We start from the raw sequence: 20,552 nt of genomic DNA, 5'->3' as shown, positions 1-20,552 counted from the left end.
CGGGCGCCCCGCGCGGCGGCGTGCGGCCGGCCCGCCGCGCCCCGGCGGCCCCCGCGAGCGGCCCGCGCCGCCGGCCGGGCGGGGGGGGGGCTGGGCGCCCCCGCGTCCGGCATCCCCGCGCTGATCGCGGAGGTGGAGAGCGCATCGGTGGTGCTGGATACGCCGGCGGCACGCCTTATCGCCCGTGGTGAGGAACGGCCTCTCCTGCTCGATGAAGTCGAAGCGCTTCTGGCGTCGGGGGCGCTCGTGGTGGATGCATGCCGCAATGTGGTGCGGGTAGCAGATACGGTCGTCTCGCTGGCGACCCGCCCGGTGCTGTTCGCGCTGGCCCGCGCGCTGGCCGAAGCCTGGCCGGGGGACGTGGCAAGATCGACGCTTATCGCGCGCGCTTTCCGCGGAAAGGACGCGGATGAATCACATCGCGCACGGTTACGGGTCGAAGTCGGGCGGCTTCGCGCGGAGCTTCGTAGCTTGGCCGATGTGAGCGCAACGAAGCGGGGGTTTGCGCTGGCGCCGCGCCGCGCAGGTGAGGTCGTCGTGCTGGCGCCGCCCGTCGAAGAAGAGCATGCCGCCGTGCTCGCCTTCCTCGCTGACGGCGAGTCTTGGTCGAGTTCGGCCCTGGCGATTGCGCTTGGAGCCAGTTCGCGTACCGTGCAGCGGGCGCTCGAGCAGCTCGCCCAGGCCGGCAAGGTGCAGTCGTTCGGCCGCGGACGGGCGCGTCGCTGGATGACCCCGCCGCTGCCGGGTTTCCCGACAATCTTGTTACTCCCCGGTCCACTGCCGGGCTACTAGGATGGAATTATGGAACGATCCTCTGCCGAAATCCTCCGTGAATACGGACCCTTTCCGGGTGTCGACCACGTAGACGGCGTTACCTTCGACGGTGAGCATGTCTGGTTTGCCTCAGGCGACAGATTGAACGCCTTCGATCCGGCAAGCGGCAAAGTGGTGCGCTCGATCGAGGTCGCGGCACACGCCGGAACGGCCTTCGACGGCCAGCACCTCTATCAAATCGCCGAGGATCGCATCCAGAAGATCGATCCAAAGAATGGCCAGGTGCTGGCGTCGATCCCGGCGCCTGGCAATGGCGGTGATTCCGGGCTCGCCTGGGCCGAAGGAACGCTCTGGGTCGGGCAGCATCGGGGCCGAAAGATTCATCAGGTCGATCCCGAGACAGGGGCAATCCTTCGCACCATCGTTTCCAACCGCGTCGTCACCGGCGTCAGCTGGGTCGACGGCGAGCTGTGGCATGGGACTTGGGAGGGCGAGGAGAGCGATGTCCGGCGGATCGATCCTGAAACGGGAAAGGTTCTGGAGAAGCTCGATATGCCGCCGGGAACAGGCGTGTCGGGGCTCGAATCCGATGGCGGCGACCAGTTTTTCTGCGGTGGCGGAAACAGCGGCAAGATCAGAGCTGTTCGCCGGCCCAAACGAGGCTCTGCGACCAGGATCTGAGCTTTTTCCATCCCCTCGGCCCGGCCCTTGGCCGGTTCGGTTAGCTCAAGCTCGCGATCAGTTTTTCGAGCAGGCGGGCCAGCATGGTCTGCTCCGGGCGTGCTAACCCAGAAAGTATCTGGTGCTCGTTGGCGACGTGAGCAGTCACCGCCTCATCGATCAAAGCGAGGCCCTTCCCGGTCAGCTGCACAATAATCCCGCGGCGATCGTCGGGGTGCGGCCCGCGCTTGATCAGGCCGGATTTCTCGAGCCGATCGAGGCGGTTGGTCATCGCGCCCGACGTCACCATCGTCGCCTCGTACAGAGCCGTCGGCGTCAGCGCATATGGCGGCCCGCAACGACGCAGCGTCGCCAGCACGTCGAATTCTCCGGATTGCAGCCCGTAACTTGCAAACAGCGGCGCCAGCCGCTCTCGTGCGATCAACGAGGCGGCCTCGTTCAACCGTCCAAGCACGGCCATCGGCGAGACATCGAGATCCGGCCGTTCCTTTTTCCATTGCTCGATCGCTTTTGCCGCGCGATCCATGTCTCTCACCGTTACGTATCTTGACGTGAAGAATCTTTATATTATCTTACCTCAGCTTGTGGTGTAGGCCAAGGGCCGCGAACGGGCGACGGGATGGTGCGATGAAATTTCTCTGGGACTCGGCGCTTGGCCTTCTGGTCGTCACCGGCGGACTGCTCGGCCTGACGCTGCCGTTCGGCAAGATCGCGACGACGGCCGGCGTGCCCGCCATGGTCTGGGCCTTCGTCATCTCGCTTGGCGCCGGCGGCGTGCTTTTGTGCGCATTGCTGCTCAACGGGCAGCGCATGCGGCTTACGCTGCACAGGCTGCGCTATTTCTTCGTGACCGCGGCCGTCTCCTACGCAATCCCCAATCTGCTGATGTTTTCAGCGATTCCGCATCTGGGCGCCGGCTATAGCGGCATCATGTTCACGCTGTCGCCGGTCGTCACGCTGGTGTTCTCGATGCTGCTCGGCGTCAGGCGCCCGACCACGCTGGGCGTCGTCGGCATCGCCGTCGGTTTCGTGGGCGCAGTCATGGTGGCCGTGACGCGCGGCGAAGCGGGCCAGCCGGCCGAATTTTTCTGGGTTGCGATGGGCCTGCTCATCCCCGTCAGCCTCGCCGCCGGCAACATTTACCGTACCGTCGACTGGCCCGAAGGCACCGGCCCGATCGAGCTCGCCGTCGGCAGCCATCTGGCAGCAGCTTTGATGCTGCTTGCCGGCATTCTGGTGCTGCTGGAAGGCAATGCATTCGGCTCGCTCGGCGGCGTGCCGCTGGTCGCTGCGGCACAGGTGGCATCAGCCTCGGCGATGTTCGCCTTCTTCTTCCGCCTGCAAGCGGTCGGCGGCCCGGTCTATCTCAGCCAGATCGGCTACGTCGCGGCGGCGGTCGGGCTGTTTGCCGGGACCCTCTTCCTCGGCGAGCGCTATCAACTGCTGACCTGGGCCGGTGCCGTCATCATCACCGCCGGCGTGTTCATCACCACCAGGGCGCAAAGCCAGAAGACATAGGGGCGAGAAGGCATAAGTTTCAGACGGATGCTTTCTCCGCCAGCACCATGTAGTTGACGTCCATGTCCTTCGAGCGCTGCCAGCGGTCGGCGAGCGGGTTGTAGGTGACGCCGGTGCGGTCGATGACGGTCAGGCCAGCACCTGCAAGCGCCTTTTCCAGTTCCTCGGGGCGCACCAGCTTGCCGAACTGGTGGGTGCCGCGGGGCAGCCAGCGCAGCACATATTCGGCGCCGATGATGGCCAGGCCCAGGGCCTTCAGCGTGCGGTTGATGGTGGCCACGAACATGATGCCGCCGGGCTTGACCATCTCGCCGCATTTGGCCAGGAACAGATCGACATCGGCGACATGCTCGACCACTTCCATGTTGAGGATGACGTCGAATTTTTCGCCGGCGTCGGCCAGGTCTTCCGCGGTGGTGGCGCGGTAATCAACGCTCACGCCGACTTCCGCCGCATGCAGCTTGGCCACTTCGATGTTGGTGGCGGAGGCATCGGCGCCGACCACTTCGGCGCCAAGCCGCGCCATCGGTTCGCACAAAAGCCCGCCGCCGCAGCCGATGTCAAGGAAGCGCAGGCCTTCGAACGGCCGTGCCGCACGCGGATCGCGGCCGAAGCGGGCCGCCACCTGGTCGCGGATATAGGCAAGCCGGATCGGGTTGAACTTGTGCAACGGGCGGAACTTGCCGTTCGGGTTCCACCATTCGGCGGCAAGGGCGGAAAAGCGTTCCACCTCTCCGGCATCGATCGTCGATCGTCGGGGCTCAGGCATGGCGTGGTCTCCTCGGACGCTAGGAAGTCGGGCGCGAGGCTGCGAATGTCAAGGCGCGAAATTCACCGCTCGCGGCGCGATGCGCGCGATGCCTGCCGGCACCGCCTTTTGCCCGCTGCATTTGTGTCAGCACGTGTCAGTTGATGGTGTGCCGGAAGGAAACACCAAGGCTCTGGCGGACGAAGCAGAGACATCGTGTTCGGAGGAGTGCAAAACGATGCGGACGGTAGCTTCCATTCTTTGGCGCCGGCTTGACCAGGAAGGCCACGACGCTTGCCTTCTGTCGGAAGCGAGTTCCGGGTGGAACCTTAGGGGGCACGCGCTTTTCGTCCAGGACGGCAGACCGTGCGGCGTCGCCTACGAGGTTGACTGCGACGCCGACTGGCACACGCGCTCGGCGCGTGCCGACGGCTTTCTCGGCACGCAAGAGCTGCATTATGGGATCGACCGGCTGACCGAGCGCCAATGGACGCTGAACGGCGAGCATCAAGCGGAAGTCGACGGTCTCATCGATGTCGATCTCGGCTTCACACCCGCCACAAACCTGCTCGCGCTTCGCCGTTTTACCCTCGATGTCGGTATGGCGACGCCCGCCCCGGCGGCCTATCTGACATTTCCCGAACTCAGGCTCGTTCGCCTGGAACAGACCTATCAGCGCGTCGATGCGGCACATTACGCCTACGAAGCCCCGATGTTCGGCTACAATGAGATGCTGAAGGTCTCGCCGGTAGGCTTCGTCCTCGACTATCCGCGCCTGTGGAGAGCCACGGCACAGCTGGGCTGAAGCGCGCATCATATTGGCAAGACGCACTGCAGGCACGATGCTGCGCTGGTGTGTCGCCCGGCCGGCAGCGGCGGCACGCCTTGCGAAACGACTGTCATTTGGCTAAGGAGGCCGCGCATTGAGCGCCTCGCCACAGCTTGGCGCATTTTTCCACTTTTCGGCCTTCGGTCCGGCATCCAGTCAAAGGCATTTCGCTTCCATGGCGCGCATCGTGATGAAATTCGGCGGAACGTCCGTCGCCGACATCGCCCGCATCCGCAATGTGGCGCGCCATGTCAAACGCGAGGTCGATGCCGGGCATGAGGTCGCAGTGGTGGTCTCGGCAATGGCCGGCAAGACCAACGAGCTCGTGCAATGGACGCGCGAGGCCTCGCCGATGCACGATGCGCGCGAATACGACGCCGTCGTCGCGTCCGGCGAGCAGGTCACCGCCGGTTTGCTGGCGATCGCGCTGCAGAATATCGGCGTGCATGCCCGCTCCTGGCAAGGCTGGCAGATCCCGATCAAGACCGACAACGCGCATGGCGCGGCGCGCATTCTCGATATCGACGGCGGATTCCTGATAAAGCGCTTCGGCGAAGGCCAGGTGGCGGTGGTAGCCGGTTTCCAGGGCATCGGGCCGGACAACCGGATCGCAACGCTCGGCCGCGGCGGTTCCGATACCAGCGCAGTCGCCATCGCGGCGGCGGTCAAGGCCGACCGCTGCGATATCTACACCGATGTCGATGGGGTCTACACGACCGATCCGCGCATCGAGCCGAAGGCCCGGCGGCTGGCCAAGATTTCCTTCGAGGAAATGCTCGAAATGGCCTCGCTCGGGGCCAAGGTCCTGCAGGTGCGCTCGGTCGAGCTTGCCATGGTGCACAGGGTGCGTACCTTTGTGAGGTCGTCCTTCGACGATCCCGATGCACCCGGAATGGGGGATTTGCTCAATCCGCCGGGAACGCTTATTTGCGACGAGGAAGAGATCGTGGAACAGCAGGTCGTCACCGGAATTGCCTATGCCAAGGACGAAGCGCAGATTTCGCTGCGCCGCGTCGGCGACCGGCCGGGCGTCGCCGCCGGCATTTTCGGGCCGCTGGCCGAGGCCAACATCAATGTCGATATGATCGTCCAGAACATTTCCGAGGACGGCAAGTTCACTGACATGACCTTCACCGTGCCATCCGGCGACGTCGACAAGGCGCTTGCCGTGCTCGAACGGCTGAAGGCGACGATCGGCTACGACGTGGTGCAGTCGGAAGCCGGCATGTCGAAGGTCTCGGTCATCGGCATCGGCATGCGCAGCCATGCAGGCGTCGCCGCCACCGCCTTCAAGGCGCTGGCCGACCGCGCGATCAACATCCGCGCCATCACAACGTCCGAAATCAAGATTTCGATCCTGATCGACGGTCCCTATACGGAACTAGCAGTTCGCACTTTGCATTCCGTGTACGGTCTGGATAAGCAGTAGCAGACTGCATCGGCCCGAAAATCGGAGTCGATTTTCGGAAGGCGGGATGCGGCGGATCGAAAGGCTTGGAGCGGTCTTTATGCGTCCAATTGGACGATGGCGCTCTAATTGAGTTGTTGCGTTTGTGCCGCTGTGCAGGGCAACCTGCACCGGTTGAAACGCTATTGGAGAAGAAGCCGCGATGCGTGATTCGGCCAGTGGCCCGCGCGTTTTGCTGAAACGGCTCCGCGAGCTCATGCAAGAGCCGCTGGAGCCGCAGGAGCGGCTTGACCGAATCGTGCGCGACATCGCCTCCAACATGGTTGCCGAGGTCTGCTCGCTTTATGTTCTGCGCGCCGATTCGGTGCTCGAACTCTACGCCACCGAAGGCTTGAACCCGAACGCCGTCCACCTGGCGCAGCTGAGGCTGGGCCAAGGCCTGGTCGGCACGATCGCGGCCTCGGCGCGGCCGCTCAACCTCTCCAACGCGCAGGAGCATCCTGCCTTCGCCTACCTGCCGGAGACAGGGGAAGAGATATACAATTCCTTCCTCGGCGTGCCGGTGCTGCGGGCAGGGCGGACGCTCGGCGTTCTGGTCGTGCAGAACAAGACCATGCGCCATTATCGCGACGACGAGGTCGAGGCGCTGGAAACGACGGCGATGGTGATCGCCGAGATGATCGCCACCGGCGATCTGGAGCGGCTGACAAGGCCCGGCCTAGAGCTCGATCTGCGCCGCCCGGTAAGCTTTACCGGCCTGTCCTTCAATGAAGGCGTCGGGCTCGGCCATGTGGTGCTGCACGAGCCGCGTATCGTCGTCACCAACCTGTTCAACGAGGATAGCGAGGAAGAGGTCAGGCGGCTCGACGCGTCGCTCGGCTCGCTCAGGCTCTCCATCGACGACATGCTGGAGCGCCGCGATGTCGCCTTCGAGGGCGAGCATCGCCAGGTGCTCGAAGCCTATCGCATGTTCGCCAACGACCGCGGCTGGGTGCGCCGGCTGGAGGAGGCGATCCGCAATGGCCTGACGGCCGAAGCGGCGGTCGAAAAGGTGCAGAGCGACATGCGTGCCCGCATGCTGCATATGACCGATCCGTATCTGCGGGAACGGATGAGCGATTTCGACGATCTCGCCAATCGGCTGCTGCGGCAGCTGATGGGGCGCGGACCGGAGGACGTCGCGGCCTCGCTGCCCAAGGACGCCATCATCGTCGCCCGCTCGATGGGGGCTGCCGAGCTGCTCGATTATCCCAGGGACAAGCTGCGCGGGCTGGTGCTGGAAGACGGCGCCGCGACCAGCCATGTCGTCATCGTGGCGCGAGCCATGGGCATACCCGTCGCCGGCCAGATGAAGGGCGCCGTTTCCATGGCGGAAAACGGCGATGCCATCATCGTCGACGGCGAGGAAGGCACGATCCATCTGCGCCCGCAGCCCGACCTCGAGGCGGCCTATGCCGAGAAAGTGCGCTTCAGGGCGCGGCGGCAGGAGGTCTACCGCGAGCTGCGCAAGAAGCCGTCGGTGACCAAGGACGGAGTCCAGGTCGATCTTCTGATGAATGCCGGACTGGCGGTGGATTTGCCGCAACTGGCCGAAGCAGGTGCGGCCGGCATCGGCCTGTTCCGCACCGAACTGCAATTCATGGTCGCCTCGACCTTTCCGCGCGCCGAAGCCCAGGAGCGGCTCTATCGTGACGTGCTCGAAGCGGCGCGCGGCAAGCCGGTGACATTCCGCACCATCGATATCGGCGGCGACAAGGTGCTGCCCTATTTCAAGGGCTCGATTCAGGAAGAGAACCCGGCACTCGGCTGGCGCGCCATCCGCCTGACCCTCGACCGGCCCGGATTGCTGCGTACCCAGATCCGCGCGCTGCTCAAGGCGTGCGGCGGACGCGAACTGAAGCTGATGCTGCCGATGGTGACCGAACTCGGCGAGATTGCGCAGGCGCGCGAGATCATCGATCGCGAGGTGCGGCATCTGTCGCGCTTTGCCCATCATTTGCCGACCAGCCTCAAACTCGGGGCGATGCTGGAGGTGCCGTCGCTGCTGTTCCAGCTCGACGAACTGATGAAGGCGGTCGATTTCGTCTCGGTCGGCTCGAACGACCTGTTCCAGTTCGTGATGGCGGTGGATCGCGGCAACACCCAGTTGTCCGACCGCTTCGACCCGCTCTCGACGCCGTTCCTGCGCGTCCTGAAGCAGATTGCCGACGCCGGGGCGCGCAACAATACGCCGGTGACCCTGTGCGGCGAACTTGCCGGCAAGCCGATTTCAGCGATGGCGCTGATCGGCCTTGGTTACCGCTCGATCTCGATGTCGCCGGCATCGATCGGCCCGGTCAAGGCGATGCTGACGGAACTGCCGCTCAGCGAGCTGGAAGCGTTCTTCGACGACAATCTGATGGCGCCGGCGCATGGCCTGCCGATGCGGGCGCTGCTGCAGGCGTTTGCCGACGACCGCTCCATACCGCTGTAGATTCACGTGAGGGCGGCCTGCAAATGTCGATTTTCTGCGCTTCCGGTGCCCATGTACTTAAATGTACATTCCGCTCCGGTTCTCGAAATCCGTCATTTTCGACTCGCCCTGACGTGAATCCCATCGAAGTTCCAGGACCATGATCAACCTGCCTCGCGACCGTATGGATCAAGTCGTCAAGCGTTTCGACATGCTCGAAGCGCAGATGTCGGCCGGGCCGGCGCCGGACGCCTATGTGAGGATGGCCTCCGAATATGCCGACATCCAGCAGATGGTGGCAAAGATCAGGGCACTGCGCGCCGCCGAGCGCGAACAGGCCGATCTGGAGGCGATGCTCGCCGACAAGGGCACCGACGCCGAGATGCGCGCCTTGGCCGAGGCCGACCTGCCGGAGGTCAAGCATCGCATCGAGGTACTGCAAAAGGACATCCAGATCCTGCTGTTGCCCAAGGATGCCGCAGACGACAAGAACGCCATCCTCGAAATCCGCGCCGGCACCGGCGGTGACGAGGCGGCGCTTTTTGCCGGCGACCTGTTTCGCATGTACGAGCGCTATGCAGCGGCGCATGGCTGGCGTTTCGAGACGGTGTCGGCCAGCGAAGGCGAAGTCGGCGGCTACAAGGAAATCATCGCCACCGTTTCGGGCAAGGGCGTCTTTGCCCATCTGAAGTTCGAATCCGGCGTGCACCGGGTGCAGCGCGTGCCGACGACCGAGGCGGGCGGGCGCATCCACACTTCGGCGGCGACGGTCGCGGTGCTGCCGGAAGCCGAAGAGGTCGACATCGACATCCGGGCCGAAGACATCCGCATCGACACGATGCGCGCCTCGGGTTCCGGCGGGCAGCACGTCAACACCACCGATTCGGCCGTGCGCATCACCCATCTGCCGACCGGCATCATGGTAGTGCAGGCGGAAAAATCGCAGCACCAGAACCGGGCGAAGGCCATGCAGATCCTGCGCGCCAGGCTTTACGACCTCGAACGCAGCAAAGCGGACGAGGAACGTTCAGAATCGCGCAAGTCGCAGGTTGGCTCGGGCGACCGCTCGGAACGCATCCGCACCTATAATTTTCCGCAGGGTCGCGTCACCGATCATCGCATCAACCTGACGCTCTACAAGCTCGACCGGGTGATGATGGGTGAACTCGACGAGATCATCGACGCGCTGATAGCCGATCACCAGTCGAAGCTGCTCGCCGATATAGGCATCGATGGCTGACAGCCTGCCCGCCACTCTGGCGCCGCTGCTGCGGGAAGCGCGAAACCGGCTCGCCGCAGCCGGGATTGCGGATCCGGCGCTCGATTCCAGGCTGATCGTCGAGCATTTTTCCGGCACGAACCGCACGCAGGCCATCGCCGATCCTGGGTGCGCGGTCGATGCGGACGTGACGGCGGCAATCGATGCCGCTTTGCGGCGGCGCGTCGCCGGCGAACCGGTGCACCGCATCCTCGGTTACCGCGAATTCTACGGCTTGCGCCTTTCGCTTTCGCCGCAAACGCTGGAGCCGCGACCGGATACCGAAACGCTGGTCGAGGCGGTGCTGCCTTTCGTTAAGGCAACGGCGGCACGCGAAGGCGGTTGCCGCATCCTCGATCTCGGGACCGGCACCGGTGCCATCGCGCTGGCGTTGCTCAGCGCGGTTCCGGCCGCGACCGCCACCGGCGTCGACATTTCGCAAGAGGCGCTGGCCACCGCCACGCGCAATGCCAGGGAATTGGGGCTCGCCGGCCGGTTCACGGCGCTCAAATCCGACTGGTTTGAAAAAGTTTCTGGCCGGTACCATGTAATTGCCGCAAACCCTCCCTATATACCCTCAGACGACATTGGAAATCTGCAGGACGAGGTCCGCGGTTTCGATCCACGCCAGGCCCTGGATGGCGGTGTGGACGGTCTGAGCCCCTACAGGAAGATCGCCGCAGGAGCGGCAGCGTATTTGGAAGTCCAAGGCAGGATTGCGGTCGAGATCGGCCATACGCAGCACCAACAGGTTACGGAGATATTCTCCGCGGCCGGGTACAGTTCTGTCGGGGTGTTTCGTGATCTCGGCGGAAACAACAGAGTTCTTGTGTTCGAACGGTGGAAGCCGTGATGCAGTGCGAAAAAAGCGCTTGGCAATACCGGGGAATGCGGCTAGGGTCGCCTTAACCGGATGAGACGAAGCAGGCAGTGCTCTTAGCGATTCGGTTTTCCTTGGAAATAGCTGCCTTCTTGCGCAAACGACGCCCAAGCTTCGTGCGGGAATCGTCCGGCAAGTGAAGTAACCGGAACAGGATGGCACGTGGCGCCAACGCAATTGATGCGGGCGAACGCCGGTGAAAGAACGAAACGGCTGGCCGCATGAGCGCCTCCGTTCGTGAAGAGTTTTTCGAAAATTTCAAAGTGAAGAGAGTCTAATGAGGCCACAACAGCAAAACAGGCGCATGCGCGGTCGCAACAACAATGGCGGCGGCGGCAATAACAATAACAACCGTAAGGGGCCGAATCCCCTGACGCGCAACTATGAGAGCAACGGCCCGGACGTGAAGATCCGCGGATCGGCTCAGCAGATTGCCGAGAAGTACGCAACCCTTGCCCGTGACGCGCACAGCTCCGGCGACCGGGTGATGGCGGAAAACTATCTCCAGCACGCAGAACACTATAACCGCATCATCGCAGCCGCTCAGGCGCAGATGCCGATCCAGAACGCCCAGCAGATTCGCGATGATTTCGACGATGATGGCGACGAGGATCGCGACGAGTTCGACAATGCCGGCAACAACAATGCCAACGAGACATCGGGCTCGACGGTCAATCAGGGGGCCGGCCCGCAGCCGGTCATCGATGGCACGCCGGCCGAGCTGGCGCTGAACCAGGAAAACAGCCGTGACAATCGCGGCGGCCGCGATAACCGTGACGGCCGCGACAATAATGGCGGACGCCACCGCGACCGTCGCCCCAATGGCGGTTACGGCCAGAACGGCCAGCGTGGCGAGTATAGCTCGCGCGGCGAGCAGCAGGGTGGCCAGCGCGTCGAACAGCCACGGCGCGACGAGGTTCCGGCGCAGGCGGAGCCCGTGCGGGCAGCTGAGCCGATCTTGGTGGGTGAGCCCGCACAGCAATTTGACAACCTTTCGCCGGCGGGTCTCGCCGCCCAGGCCGAGCTCAACGAAGCCGCTGCCGAAAGCAGCCCGGCCCGCCGCCCCAGGCGCCCGCGTCGCCCGCGCCTCGATGTCGAACAGGCAAATGGCGGCAACGACAACGCCGGCCCTGAGAGTGCCGAGACAAGCAATGCCGAGACAAGCAATGCCGGGACTGGCAATGCCGAGACTGGCAATGCCGGGACTGGCAATACCGACGCTGGCAATGTCGATGCAGCGCCGGCTGAAAGCCCCGGCGGTCAAGCTGTGATCGCAGACGTCGAGAATTGATCGAAAAAACGTTCGCTGCGCACTTTTGCGCGACATGTATGGACGGCGGAGAGAAATCTCCGCCGTTTTTGTTTTGCGCGCTCGCAATATTATCCATTCGCCAGTGTCGAGGCGTCTTGAGGGTCCGTGGTTTGCGTCCCATATCTTGCGTGAACAGGATCCGGCTCGAACGGGCGGGTCCGTCACCGCAATCTGATCCGGTGCCGCGAAGCGGGCCGGTGACGGAAGGAGACAGGCATGAATCTTGAAAAATATTCCGAGCGCGTGCGCGGCTTTATCCAGTCCGCGCAAACCATGGCGCTTTCCCGCAATCACCAGCAATTCACCCCCGAGCATATCCTCAAGGTCCTCGTCGATGACGACGAGGGCCTGGCTGCGTCGCTGATCGAGCGCGCCGGCGGCAATGTCCGGGACGTCAAGCTCGGCGTCGAAACGGCACTGGAGGCAATGCCCAAGGTCGAGGGCGGCAATGGCCAGCTCTATCTGGCCCAGCCGCTGGCAAAGGTGTTTTCGACCGCCGAGGAACTGGCCAAGAAGGCCGGTGACAGCTTCGTCACCGTCGAACGGCTGTTGCAGGCGCTCGCCATGGAAAAATCGGCCAAGACGGCCGACATCCTGGCCAAGGCCGGTGTCACGCCGCAGAAGCTGAACCAAGTCATCAACGACGTACGCAAAGGTCGTACCGCCGATTCGGCGAGCGCCGAGCAGGGCTACGACGCGCTGAAGAAATACGCGCGCGACCTGACGGCGGACGCTCGCGCGGGCAAGCTCGATCCGGTCATCGGCCGTGATGACGAGATCCGCCGCACGATCCAGGTGCTGTCGCGCCGCACCAAGAACAACCCGGTGCTGATCGGCGAACCCGGCGTCGGCAAGACGGCGATCGCTGAAGGGCTGGCGCTGCGCATCGTCAATGGCGATGTGCCGGAATCGCTTAAGGACAAGCAGCTGATGGCGCTCGACATGGGCTCGCTGATCGCCGGCGCCAAATACCGCGGCGAGTTCGAGGAGCGGCTGAAGGCGGTGCTTTCCGAGGTCACGTCCGCCGCCGGCGGCATCATCCTGTTCATCGACGAGATGCACACGCTGGTCGGCGCCGGCAAGGCGGATGGCGCCATGGATGCGTCGAACCTGCTGAAGCCGGCGCTGGCCCGCGGCGAACTGCACTGCGTCGGCGCCACTACGCTCGACGAATACCGCAAGCATGTCGAGAAGGATGCGGCCCTTGCCCGCCGCTTCCAGCCGGTCTTCGTCAATGAGCCAACGGTCGAAGACACCGTTTCGATCCTGCGCGGCCTGAAAGAGAAATACGAGCAGCACCACAAGGTGCGCATCTCGGATTCGGCGCTGGTCGCGGCCGCAACCCTGTCCAACCGCTACATCGCTGACCGCTTCCTGCCGGACAAGGCGATCGACCTGGTCGACGAGGCCGCGTCGCGGCTCCGCATGCAGGTCGATTCGAAGCCCGAGGCGCTGGACGAGATAGATCGCCGCATCATGCAGCTCAAGATCGAGCGCGAGGCGCTCAAGGTCGAGAAGGACGACGCTTCGAAGGACCGGCTCGCCCGGCTCGAGAAGGAACTCTCGAACCTCGAGGAGGAATCGACCGAGCTGACCTCGAAATGGCAGGCCGAGAAGCAGAAGCTCGGGCTTGCCGCCGACCTCAAGAAACAGCTCGACGAGGCGCGCAATGAACTTGCCATCGCCCAGCGCCAGGGTGAATTCCAGCGCGCCGGCGAACTTGCCTACGGCAAGATCCCGGAACTCGAAAAGCAGCTGAAGCAGGCCGAAGCCAGGGATGGCAAGGCCGGCATGGTCGAAGAAGTGGTCGGCCCCGATCACGTCGCCCATATCGTCTCGCGCTGGACGGGGATCCCGGTCGACAAGATGCTCGAAGGCGAGCGCGACAAGCTGTTGCGCATGGAAGACGAGATCGGCAAGCGCGTCGTCGGCCAGGGCGAGGCCGTGCAGGCAGTATCGAAGGCGGTACGCCGTGCGCGCGCCGGCCTGCAGGACCCGAACCGGCCGCTCGGCTCGTTCATGTTCCTCGGGCCGACGGGCGTCGGCAAGACCGAACTGACCAAGGCGCTGGCCAGCTTCCTGTTCGACGACGAGAGCGCGATGGTGCGTATCGACATGTCGGAGTTCATGGAGAAGCACTCGGTCGCCCGGCTGATCGGCGCGCCTCCCGGCTATGTCGGCTATGAGGAAGGCGGCGCGCTGACCGAAGCGGTGCGGCGCCGGCCCTATCAGGTCGTGCTGTTCGACGAGATCGAGAAGGCGCATCCGGACGTGTTCAACGTGCTGCTGCAGGTGCTCGACGACGGCCGGCTGACGGACGGGCAGGGCCGCACGGTCGACTTCCGCAATACGCTGATCATCATGACGTCCAATCTCGGCGCCGAATATCTGGTCAATCTCGGCGAGGACCAGGATGTCGACGTCGTGCGCGACGAGGTGATGAATGTCGTCAGGGCTTCGTTCCGGCCGGAATTCCTCAACCGCATCGACGAGGTCATCCTGTTCCACCGGCTGCGCCGCCAGGATATGGGCCAGATCGTCCAAATCCAGCTCAAGCGGCTGGAAAACCTGCTTGTCGACCGCAAGATATCGCTTTCGCTCGATCAGGAGGCGATCGACTGGCTGGCGGCCAAGGGTTACGACCCGGCCTATGGCGCGCGGCCGCTGAAGCGGGTGATGCAGAAGGAATTGCAGGATCCGCTGGCGGAAAAGATACTGCTCGGCGAGATCCTCGACGGCTCGACTGTCAAGGTCACCGCCGGATCCGACCGCTTGAACTTCCGCTCGAAGCCCGCAGTCGTGGCAACCGAGGCGGCCGCCTGAGTTCAAGCCAAGAGCCTGTTCCATCCCGATCGAATCGGGATGGAATTCCTAGCTTCAATTTCGACCATGATCTTTTCCGAAAAACCGGCATCCGCTTTTTGCTACGCCGACCGTCGGTCCATGGTCTACACCACTGGCGGGGCGCAGATGACTTTGGACGACTACAACAGTTTCTGCGCCTCGCTGCCTTCGACGACCCATGTCGTGCAGTGGGGTGGCGCCCATGTCTGGAAAGTCGGCGGCAAGGTGTTTGCGATCGGCGGCTGGAGTGAAGGCAAGGAGCCGTTCGTCACCTTCAAATGCTCCGAGATCGCTTATGACGTGCTGAGGGAACAGCCGGGCCTTCGGCCGGCGCCGTATCTCGCCTCGCGCGGCATGAAATGGATCCAGCGCCGGACAAGCGAATGCATGGATGATGAGGCGCTGAAGGAATATCTGCGCGAAAGCCACCGTCTCGTCGTGCTGAAGCTGACGAAGCAGGCGCGCAAGGAATTGGGATTCGCTGCCGGTTAATCGGTCAGAAATCCGCCATCTTCATGCCCGGTTCATATTGGAACCTTATCGTGTGCAAGTGATTTGCTGGCGAAGGGGTTGGCGACCACATCGGCCCGAAATCGAGTTTGATTTTCGCAAAGCACGATGCGGAGATGTAAGGCGTTAGAGCGTCCTTGCACCCAAAAGGACGCGCGGCGCTCTTGAGAGACAATGCCGGCGGCGGCAATTACGAACCGGAGAATTTTGGCCATCATGTTGCGCACCATCCTCACCCTTTCAGCGCTTGCTGCCGGGCTGCTGGCGTCGAATGCGATGGCCTCGCCGATGGCCGATACCGCGCCGCGGGTGGTTCGTGCTGCCAATGACGGCGGTATTCTTGTCGCCCAGGACGGCAATCTCGACATCTATTACGACGCCAGGGGAAACCGCGTCATCGTCGATGCGGAAACCGGCAAGGTCATCGCCATCCAGCCGCCGCAGACCAGGCTCGACCGCCGTGTTTTGCGCCGCGAGCGCTTGCGCAACCTCGGACCGGTCGAGGAGGACGATCCCTATTATCTCGACGACCCTGAGGACACGGCCCGGTTCCGCCGCAGGCAGTTGGAAGACGAAGGCAGGATCATCGTGCCGCCGGCCGACGAGTACGACCCCTATAGTGACAATTCGATGGAAGCCTTCCCCGAAGCGCCGCGGGATGACGGCTACGGCAACGATTATCCGGAGGCAGCGCAGCCGGTGAGGCCACGCACCATCGAGCGCCAGCCGCTCAACGAGGCCTCGATCGAGCCGGTCGAGCCGACGGTGCCGAATGAGCATGCGTCCTTGCCGCCAGACATAGCCCCGCCGCCAAGCACTGGCGGCAAGACGGCGGTCGACCCGTCGCTTTCGCTCGGCGCCCGCCAGGACGTGGCGGCGCTGCAGGTGCTGCTCGACCGCGCCGGTGCGTCGCCCGGCGTCATCGACGGACGCTTCGGCTCGAATGTCGACAAGGCGCTCGCCGCCTATAACGAGATCACCGGCAGCAATCTGAAATCGACCGACGCGATCGGTATCCAGGCGGCCCTGGCGCAATCCGGCGGCGATGCCTTCGCCTCCTATACGATCACGCCCGAGGATGCGGCCGGCCCTTATGTTGCCTCGATACCGGAGGACTACAGCCAAAAGGCCCAGCTCGACCGCATGGGCTACACGTCGGTGCCCGAAGCGCTGGCCGAGCGCTTCCATATGGATGAAACCTATCTGAAGCAGCTCAATCCGGACGCCAATTTCAATCGTCCGGGCACCATCATCAAGGTTGCCAATTTCGGCAGGCTGGTGGCGACGCCGGTGGCGCGCATCATCGCTGACAAGGCCAACAAGCAGGTCCGTGCCTACGACGCGGCAGGCAAGCTGGTCGCAGCCTATCCGGCGACTATCGGCTCGTCGGACACGCCCTCGCCGTCCGGCACGCATACGGTGTCGCGTGTCGCATTGGACCCGAACTACACCTACAACCCGAACATAAATTTCAAGCAGGGCGAAAACGACAGGATCCTGACCATCCCGCCGGGGCCGAACGGCCCGGTCGGCTCGGTCTGGATCGCGCTGGACAAGCCGACCTACGGCATTCACGGCACGCCGGATCCGTCCAAGATCGGCAAGACCGAAAGCCATGGCTGCGTGCGGCTGACCAATTGGGATGCGCGCGAGCTCGCCAAGATCGTGACGCCCGGCGTTATAGTGGAGTTCGTCGACTGAAGCGCAACGCCTTCGCTCGAATCACCCGATGACCTTGCGCAGCAGTGGCGCGCGCAGCGCTGCGGCATAGGTCAGCTGCACCACCAGGATGAAGCCGACGCTGAGCAAAGGGCTGGCTAGGCACAGTGCCGCGCCGATCGCCCACAGGATCTGTGCCTTGACGATGCGCAGATAGACCGTTCGGGTGGTCTCCGCGTCGACACCGTCGGCCAGAAATCCGTTTTTGTCCGCGTAGCGCCAACTGGCGAGCAGCGTCAGTCCCAGCATCAGAAGGTTGAGCCAGTAGACGAGCACCGCGGTCCTGAATTCAAGGAAGTCGGCCAAAAGATCGGTCGAAAACGGCAGCAAGGCGATGAAGCCGAGGAAGCAGAGGTTCAGCGTGGCAAGCCGCCGGTCGGATTTTGCGATCAACCCGTGTTGCGCCTGCTGGCCGAACCAGAAGATGGTCAGCGTCAGGAAGCTGAGCGCATAGGTCAGGAAGCGCGGCGCCGGTGCTGTGATCGCGGCGATCAACTCGCTTTCGGAATGCACCGTTTCATGCGCCGGCACCCTGATCTCGAGAACGATCAACGTGAGCGCGATGGCGAACACGCCGTCGGTGATGCCGACGACGCGCCCGCGTCCTTCCGCCGAGGGCTCGAGCGGTCGTTTCATGCGGTAGTTCCCCCTTGTTGCAGCGTTGCGGGAATCTAGCACGGCATCCACCGTTTGCACCCGGACGGGCGTTCTCTCCTGCCTGTATGGCCAGGTTCGGCCTGGTTTCAACGAGAACAGCCTGCTGGCCGGTTGTCGGCGGCATGCCGGCGGTCTAGGTAAGGCGGCATGCACACGCCAACCAAAGTCGGTACTGGCGCCATTCCCCTGACCGGCTCACTTCCGGCCGATACGTTCTGCCCGCGGGCGCGGCGGTTCGTGCTGATCGCCGCGATTCTGGCTTCCGCGCTCGGCTTTATCGATGGATCGGTCCTGGCCATTGCGACGCCGGCTATCCGCGTCGATCTCGGCGCCAGCCTGGCCGAGGCGCAATGGATATCCAACGCCTATGCATTGACGCTTTCAGCCCTCATTCTCGTCGGCGGCGCCGCCGGCGATCGTTTCGGCCTGCGCCACTCTTTCGTCGCCGGCATCGTCCTGTTCATTGCCGCCTCGCTTGCCTGCGCGCTGGCGCCTAACCCGGCGATGCTTATTGCATTTCGGGCTGTCCAGGGTATCGGAGCGGCCATCATGGTGCCGGGCAGCCTGGCCATTATCGCCAAAGCCTATCCAAAAAAGGAACGCGGCCGGGCGATCGGCATCTGGGCCGCGGCATCGGCACTGACGACGGCGCTCGGCCCGGTGCTGGGCGGCTTCGTGCTGTCGGTGTTCGGCAACGGCATCTGGCGGGCGATCTTCGCCATCAATCTGCCGCTCGGTCTTATCTCGATCTATCTTCTGCTGGCCAAGATCCCTGCCGACGCGCCGGCGGAAAAGCGCAGCCTCGATCTCGGCGGCGCTGCACTCGCCATATTGGCGTTCGGAGCTCTCGCTTACGGCCTGACCTCGATGAGTGGTGACGGGGAGGGGCTGATGTCCGGCCCGAGTATCGCCGCCGGTGCGGTTTTGCTCGTCGTGTTCATCGTCTTCGAGCGCCGGCGGCGCGAGCCGATGATCGATCTGTCGCTGTTTCGGATCGGCGCGTTCGCGGGCGCCAACGTGGCGACCTTCTTCCTTTATTTCGCCCTGTCGGCCAATTTGTTCTATCTGCCGATGCTCATGATCGCCGGATGGGGGCTGAGCGCGGCCGAGGTCGGCTTTATATTCCTGCCGCTGTCGGCGTTGATGGCACTGTTATCCGGACCGGTTGGCCAGTGGTCCGACCGCATCGGGCCTCGCTTTCCGATCGCCAGCGGCAGTCTGGTTGTGGCTCTCGCCTTTGCCGGACTTGCCTTGCTGGCCTATTGGGGCATCCACAGTTTCTGGCTGGGGGTATTCCCGCTGATGGCTCTGATGGGGTTCGGCATGGCGCTGGTGGTATCGCCGCTGTCGACCGCCATCATGACGGCGGTCGAGGACAAGGATACGGGTGCGGCCTCGGGCATCAACAACGCCGTCTCGCGGATCGGCGGCCTGATCGCCGTGGCGGCGATGGGATCGCTGGCGGCCTGGGTTTATGCTGGCGTGCTCAGCACCGGTGCCGGCACCGGCCTTCCGGGTTTCGGCGAACCGCCGCCAGCCGGCCTGGCGCCCGGCCTCGATGCGGCACGACTTGCCGCCAGCGACGCGGCATTCGCAGCCGTTGCCGCGGTGACCGCGCTGCTTTGCCTGCTTTCGGCAATCACCGCCTGGACGACGGTTTCGGGCGAGCGGCTGCCATGGGTGCGCGACACGGCGAATCAGCAGGGCTGACCACGAAAAAACGTCGGCTCAGCCTTCGATCTTGGCGCTCGCGACCTTCAACTGATTGCTGTCTTCCTGCTTGAGCAGGTCGTCGATGCGTTCGCGCTCGCGCTTGAAGGCGACGAGGTCGTCGCCCTTCAGCGTCTTGCCGACCGGCAGGCGGACGCGCATCGAATCGACCTTGGTGCCGTTGACGATCAGTTCGTAATGAAGGTGCGGACCGGTGGAGAGGCCGGTTGAGCCGAGATAGCCGATAACCTGACCCTGGCGAACGCGAACACCCGGCTCGATGCCTTTGGCAAACGCGCTCTGGTGATTGTAGGACGTCTCGTAGCCATTGGCGTGACGCAAGATGATCTGCTTGCCATAGCCACCGGCCCAGCCGGCCTTTTCGACGACGCCATTGCCTGCGGCAATGATCGGCGATCCTACGGGAGCTGCCCAGTCGGTGCCGGTATGCATCTTCACATACCCCAAAATGGGGTGGCGCCTCGCACCGAACCCGGATGTAAATCGGCCATTGGGCAAGGGATTGCGCAGCAGGAACTGCTCGGCGCTGCTGCCGTTTCCGTCGAAATAGTCGGTGCTGCCGTCCTGCATCTGGAAACGGTAGAAATTTCGCGTCGTGCCGCCGAAAGTCGCGGAGACGTAAAGCAGCTCGGATTCGTCGGACGCCTGGTCGTCGCCATCGGGCTGCGAGAACAGCACCTCGATGCGGTCCGTGGGATTGAGGCGCGACTGGAAGTCGACACTGGATGCCAGCAACTTGATCAGCCGTTGCGTCATCGCCTTGGACATGCCGTAGGAATAGGCGGTGCGGTAGATGCCGTCATAGACGTTCGGCAGATTGCCGCGCACTATGGGCGCAGGCGAATCGTCGAACGCCGTCAGCAATTCGGGATTTGGCTCCGGCTCCTGCGCCGGCACGTATTGGTCGTGGTCGTCGAGTGCGATGGTGACGATGTGCTGGGTCCTGTCGTACACGCTGGTGCGAACGATCTTGGCGGCGTCGCCATGGACCTCGAGCCCAACGCGCAGCACGGTTCCTGCCTTGAGGGCCGTGGCATTCAGCAATTTGGCGATCGCCTCGGCCATTCCGGTGGCATCCTCGCCGGTATAGCCCGAATCAGCGAAGGCCTCGGCAATGTCGAGATCCTTGGTGAAGGGGATGATTTCCTCGGCGAAAGCCGGCGCCTGGTCGTCGATGGCGGCACGCGGCGACACCGAGACGTTTTCCGGGACGATCTTGACGTCATAGGAG

The 20,552-nt window shown here is 63.8% G+C and carries 18 protein-coding genes (1 of these 18 only partly in view); 13 read left to right on the top strand and 5 right to left on the bottom strand.

Features of this window, described 5'->3' with window-relative positions; translation table 11 throughout:
* Window positions 1-792 (top strand): winged helix-turn-helix domain-containing protein (locus tag NKH80_RS20805; RefSeq protein WP_502900977.1); only part of this gene is annotated, 792 nt, incomplete at its 5' end.
* Between the two features lie 9 nt (window positions 793-801).
* Window positions 802-1,455, top strand: coding sequence for a Vgb family protein (locus NKH80_RS20800; protein ID WP_352993206.1), 654 nt, complete (start codon window positions 802-804; stop codon window positions 1,453-1,455).
* 40 nt (window positions 1,456-1,495) lie between these two features.
* Here the strand turns inward: NKH80_RS20800 and NKH80_RS20795 are convergent, their stop codons facing one another.
* The gene (locus NKH80_RS20795) at window positions 1,496-1,981 is read right to left on the bottom strand and encodes a MarR family winged helix-turn-helix transcriptional regulator (RefSeq protein WP_352506689.1); all 486 of its coding nucleotides are present in this window, start codon (window positions 1,979-1,981) and stop codon (window positions 1,496-1,498) included.
* A 101-nt stretch (window positions 1,982-2,082) separates the two neighbouring features.
* Here NKH80_RS20795 and NKH80_RS20790 point away from each other — a divergent pair, with 101 nt between their 5' ends.
* Window positions 2,083-2,973 (top strand): DMT family transporter, encoded by an 891-nt coding sequence (locus tag NKH80_RS20790; protein WP_352993204.1) that lies wholly within the window; start codon window positions 2,083-2,085, stop codon window positions 2,971-2,973.
* 19 nt (window positions 2,974-2,992) lie between these two features.
* Here NKH80_RS20790 and ubiG read toward each other — a convergent pair whose 3' ends face one another.
* Entirely contained in the window at window positions 2,993-3,742 is a 750-nt protein-coding gene (gene ubiG, locus NKH80_RS20785) for a bifunctional 2-polyprenyl-6-hydroxyphenol methylase/3-demethylubiquinol 3-O-methyltransferase UbiG (protein WP_254816707.1), read from the bottom strand.
* Window positions 3,743-3,959: 217 nt separating this feature from the next.
* Here ubiG and NKH80_RS20780 point away from each other — a divergent pair, with 217 nt between their 5' ends.
* The 8 genes from NKH80_RS20780 to NKH80_RS20745 all read left to right on the top strand — a co-directional run bounded on the left by NKH80_RS20780 (window position 3,960) and on the right by NKH80_RS20745 (window position 15,196).
* Window positions 3,960-4,526 carry a putative glycolipid-binding domain-containing protein gene (locus NKH80_RS20780; RefSeq protein WP_352993202.1) on the top strand — a complete coding sequence of 189 codons (567 nt, stop codon included), beginning with the start codon at window positions 3,960-3,962 and terminating at the stop codon, window positions 4,524-4,526.
* A 199-nt stretch (window positions 4,527-4,725) separates the two neighbouring features.
* Window positions 4,726-5,979 carry an aspartate kinase gene (locus tag NKH80_RS20775; RefSeq protein WP_352456701.1) on the top strand — a complete coding sequence of 418 codons (1,254 nt, stop codon included), beginning with the start codon at window positions 4,726-4,728 and terminating at the stop codon, window positions 5,977-5,979.
* A 181-nt stretch (window positions 5,980-6,160) separates the two neighbouring features.
* A complete protein-coding gene (gene ptsP / locus NKH80_RS20770; protein WP_352737567.1) occupies window positions 6,161-8,431 on the top strand; it encodes a phosphoenolpyruvate--protein phosphotransferase in 2,271 nt (756 codons plus the stop codon).
* A gap of 139 nt (window positions 8,432-8,570) precedes the next feature.
* A complete protein-coding gene (prfA, locus tag NKH80_RS20765) occupies window positions 8,571-9,650 on the top strand; it encodes a peptide chain release factor 1 (protein WP_352506686.1) in 1,080 nt (359 codons plus the stop codon).
* Window positions 9,643-10,521 carry a peptide chain release factor N(5)-glutamine methyltransferase gene (prmC, locus tag NKH80_RS20760; protein WP_352779279.1) on the top strand — a complete coding sequence of 293 codons (879 nt, stop codon included), beginning with the start codon at window positions 9,643-9,645 and terminating at the stop codon, window positions 10,519-10,521. The genes prfA and prmC overlap by 8 nt, the downstream gene beginning before the upstream one ends.
* A 331-nt stretch (window positions 10,522-10,852) precedes the next feature.
* Entirely contained in the window at window positions 10,853-11,839 is a 987-nt protein-coding gene (locus tag NKH80_RS20755; protein WP_352737565.1) for a DUF4167 domain-containing protein, read from the top strand.
* Between the two features lie 237 nt (window positions 11,840-12,076).
* Entirely contained in the window at window positions 12,077-14,683 is a 2,607-nt protein-coding gene (gene clpB, locus NKH80_RS20750) for an ATP-dependent chaperone ClpB (RefSeq protein WP_254816714.1), read from the top strand.
* 147 nt (window positions 14,684-14,830) lie between these two features.
* On the top strand, window positions 14,831-15,196 hold the full coding sequence (locus tag NKH80_RS20745) for an MmcQ/YjbR family DNA-binding protein (protein ID WP_352824012.1): 366 nt from the start codon (window positions 14,831-14,833) through the stop codon (window positions 15,194-15,196).
* Window positions 15,197-15,228: 32 nt separating this feature from the next.
* On the opposite strand, the gene NKH80_RS20740 is transcribed toward NKH80_RS20745, so the two are convergent.
* On the bottom strand, window positions 15,229-15,432 hold the full coding sequence (locus NKH80_RS20740; protein ID WP_352993200.1) for a hypothetical protein: 204 nt from the start codon (window positions 15,430-15,432) through the stop codon (window positions 15,229-15,231).
* On the opposite strand from NKH80_RS20740, the gene NKH80_RS20735 reads away from it, so the two are divergent.
* Window positions 15,431-16,915 carry a L,D-transpeptidase family protein gene (locus tag NKH80_RS20735; protein WP_352702571.1) on the top strand — a complete coding sequence of 495 codons (1,485 nt, stop codon included), beginning with the start codon at window positions 15,431-15,433 and terminating at the stop codon, window positions 16,913-16,915. The two genes, NKH80_RS20740 and NKH80_RS20735, sit on opposite strands and share 2 nt — an antisense overlap.
* Window positions 16,916-16,936: 21 nt before the next feature.
* Here the strand turns inward: NKH80_RS20735 and NKH80_RS20730 are convergent, their stop codons facing one another.
* Window positions 16,937-17,569: a TMEM175 family protein gene (locus NKH80_RS20730; protein WP_352824011.1), complete on the bottom strand. Its 633-nt coding sequence runs from the start codon at window positions 17,567-17,569 to the stop codon at window positions 16,937-16,939.
* A 168-nt stretch (window positions 17,570-17,737) separates the two neighbouring features.
* Between NKH80_RS20730 and NKH80_RS20725 the strand changes: the two genes are divergently transcribed.
* Window positions 17,738-19,300 carry an MFS transporter gene (locus NKH80_RS20725; RefSeq protein WP_352993197.1) on the top strand — a complete coding sequence of 521 codons (1,563 nt, stop codon included), beginning with the start codon at window positions 17,738-17,740 and terminating at the stop codon, window positions 19,298-19,300.
* Between the two features lie 18 nt (window positions 19,301-19,318).
* On the opposite strand, the gene NKH80_RS20720 is transcribed toward NKH80_RS20725, so the two are convergent.
* A protein-coding gene (locus NKH80_RS20720; RefSeq protein WP_352506679.1) for a M23 family metallopeptidase crosses the window boundary here: on the bottom strand, window positions 19,319-20,552 show its 3' portion. It continues 725 nt past the right edge of the window; only the last 1,234 of its 1,959 coding nucleotides appear in the window; its start codon lies beyond the right edge, outside the window — the gene reads right to left on this strand; its stop codon occupies window positions 19,319-19,321.

This window comes from Mesorhizobium sp. M0904, assembly GCF_040319475.1.
Classification (GTDB): domain Bacteria; phylum Pseudomonadota; class Alphaproteobacteria; order Rhizobiales; family Rhizobiaceae; genus Mesorhizobium.
The sequence above is the reverse complement of the archived record's forward strand: the minus strand, read 5'-3'. Positions and strand labels throughout refer to the sequence as shown.

Coding starts and splice junctions, on each gene's coding strand:
- NKH80_RS20800 (WP_352993206.1), top strand. CDS start 802: ATGGAACGATCCTCTGCCGAAATCCTCCGTGAATACGGACCCTTTCCG.
- NKH80_RS20795 (WP_352506689.1), bottom strand. CDS start 1,981: ATGGATCGCGCGGCAAAAGCGATCGAGCAATGGAAAAAGGAACGGCCG.
- NKH80_RS20790 (WP_352993204.1), top strand. CDS start 2,083: ATGAAATTTCTCTGGGACTCGGCGCTTGGCCTTCTGGTCGTCACCGGC.
- ubiG (WP_254816707.1), bottom strand. CDS start 3,742: ATGCCTGAGCCCCGACGATCGACGATCGATGCCGGAGAGGTGGAACGC.
- NKH80_RS20780 (WP_352993202.1), top strand. CDS start 3,960: ATGCGGACGGTAGCTTCCATTCTTTGGCGCCGGCTTGACCAGGAAGGC.
- NKH80_RS20775 (WP_352456701.1), top strand. CDS start 4,726: ATGGCGCGCATCGTGATGAAATTCGGCGGAACGTCCGTCGCCGACATC.
- ptsP (WP_352737567.1), top strand. CDS start 6,161: ATGCGTGATTCGGCCAGTGGCCCGCGCGTTTTGCTGAAACGGCTCCGC.
- prfA (WP_352506686.1), top strand. CDS start 8,571: ATGATCAACCTGCCTCGCGACCGTATGGATCAAGTCGTCAAGCGTTTC.
- prmC (WP_352779279.1), top strand. CDS start 9,643: ATGGCTGACAGCCTGCCCGCCACTCTGGCGCCGCTGCTGCGGGAAGCG.
- NKH80_RS20755 (WP_352737565.1), top strand. CDS start 10,853: ATGCGCGGTCGCAACAACAATGGCGGCGGCGGCAATAACAATAACAAC.
- clpB (WP_254816714.1), top strand. CDS start 12,077: ATGAATCTTGAAAAATATTCCGAGCGCGTGCGCGGCTTTATCCAGTCC.
- NKH80_RS20745 (WP_352824012.1), top strand. CDS start 14,831: ATGACTTTGGACGACTACAACAGTTTCTGCGCCTCGCTGCCTTCGACG.
- NKH80_RS20735 (WP_352702571.1), top strand. CDS start 15,431: ATGTTGCGCACCATCCTCACCCTTTCAGCGCTTGCTGCCGGGCTGCTG.
- NKH80_RS20740 (WP_352993200.1), bottom strand. CDS start 15,432: ATGATGGCCAAAATTCTCCGGTTCGTAATTGCCGCCGCCGGCATTGTC.
- NKH80_RS20730 (WP_352824011.1), bottom strand. CDS start 17,569: ATGAAACGACCGCTCGAGCCCTCGGCGGAAGGACGCGGGCGCGTCGTC.
- NKH80_RS20725 (WP_352993197.1), top strand. CDS start 17,738: ATGCACACGCCAACCAAAGTCGGTACTGGCGCCATTCCCCTGACCGGC.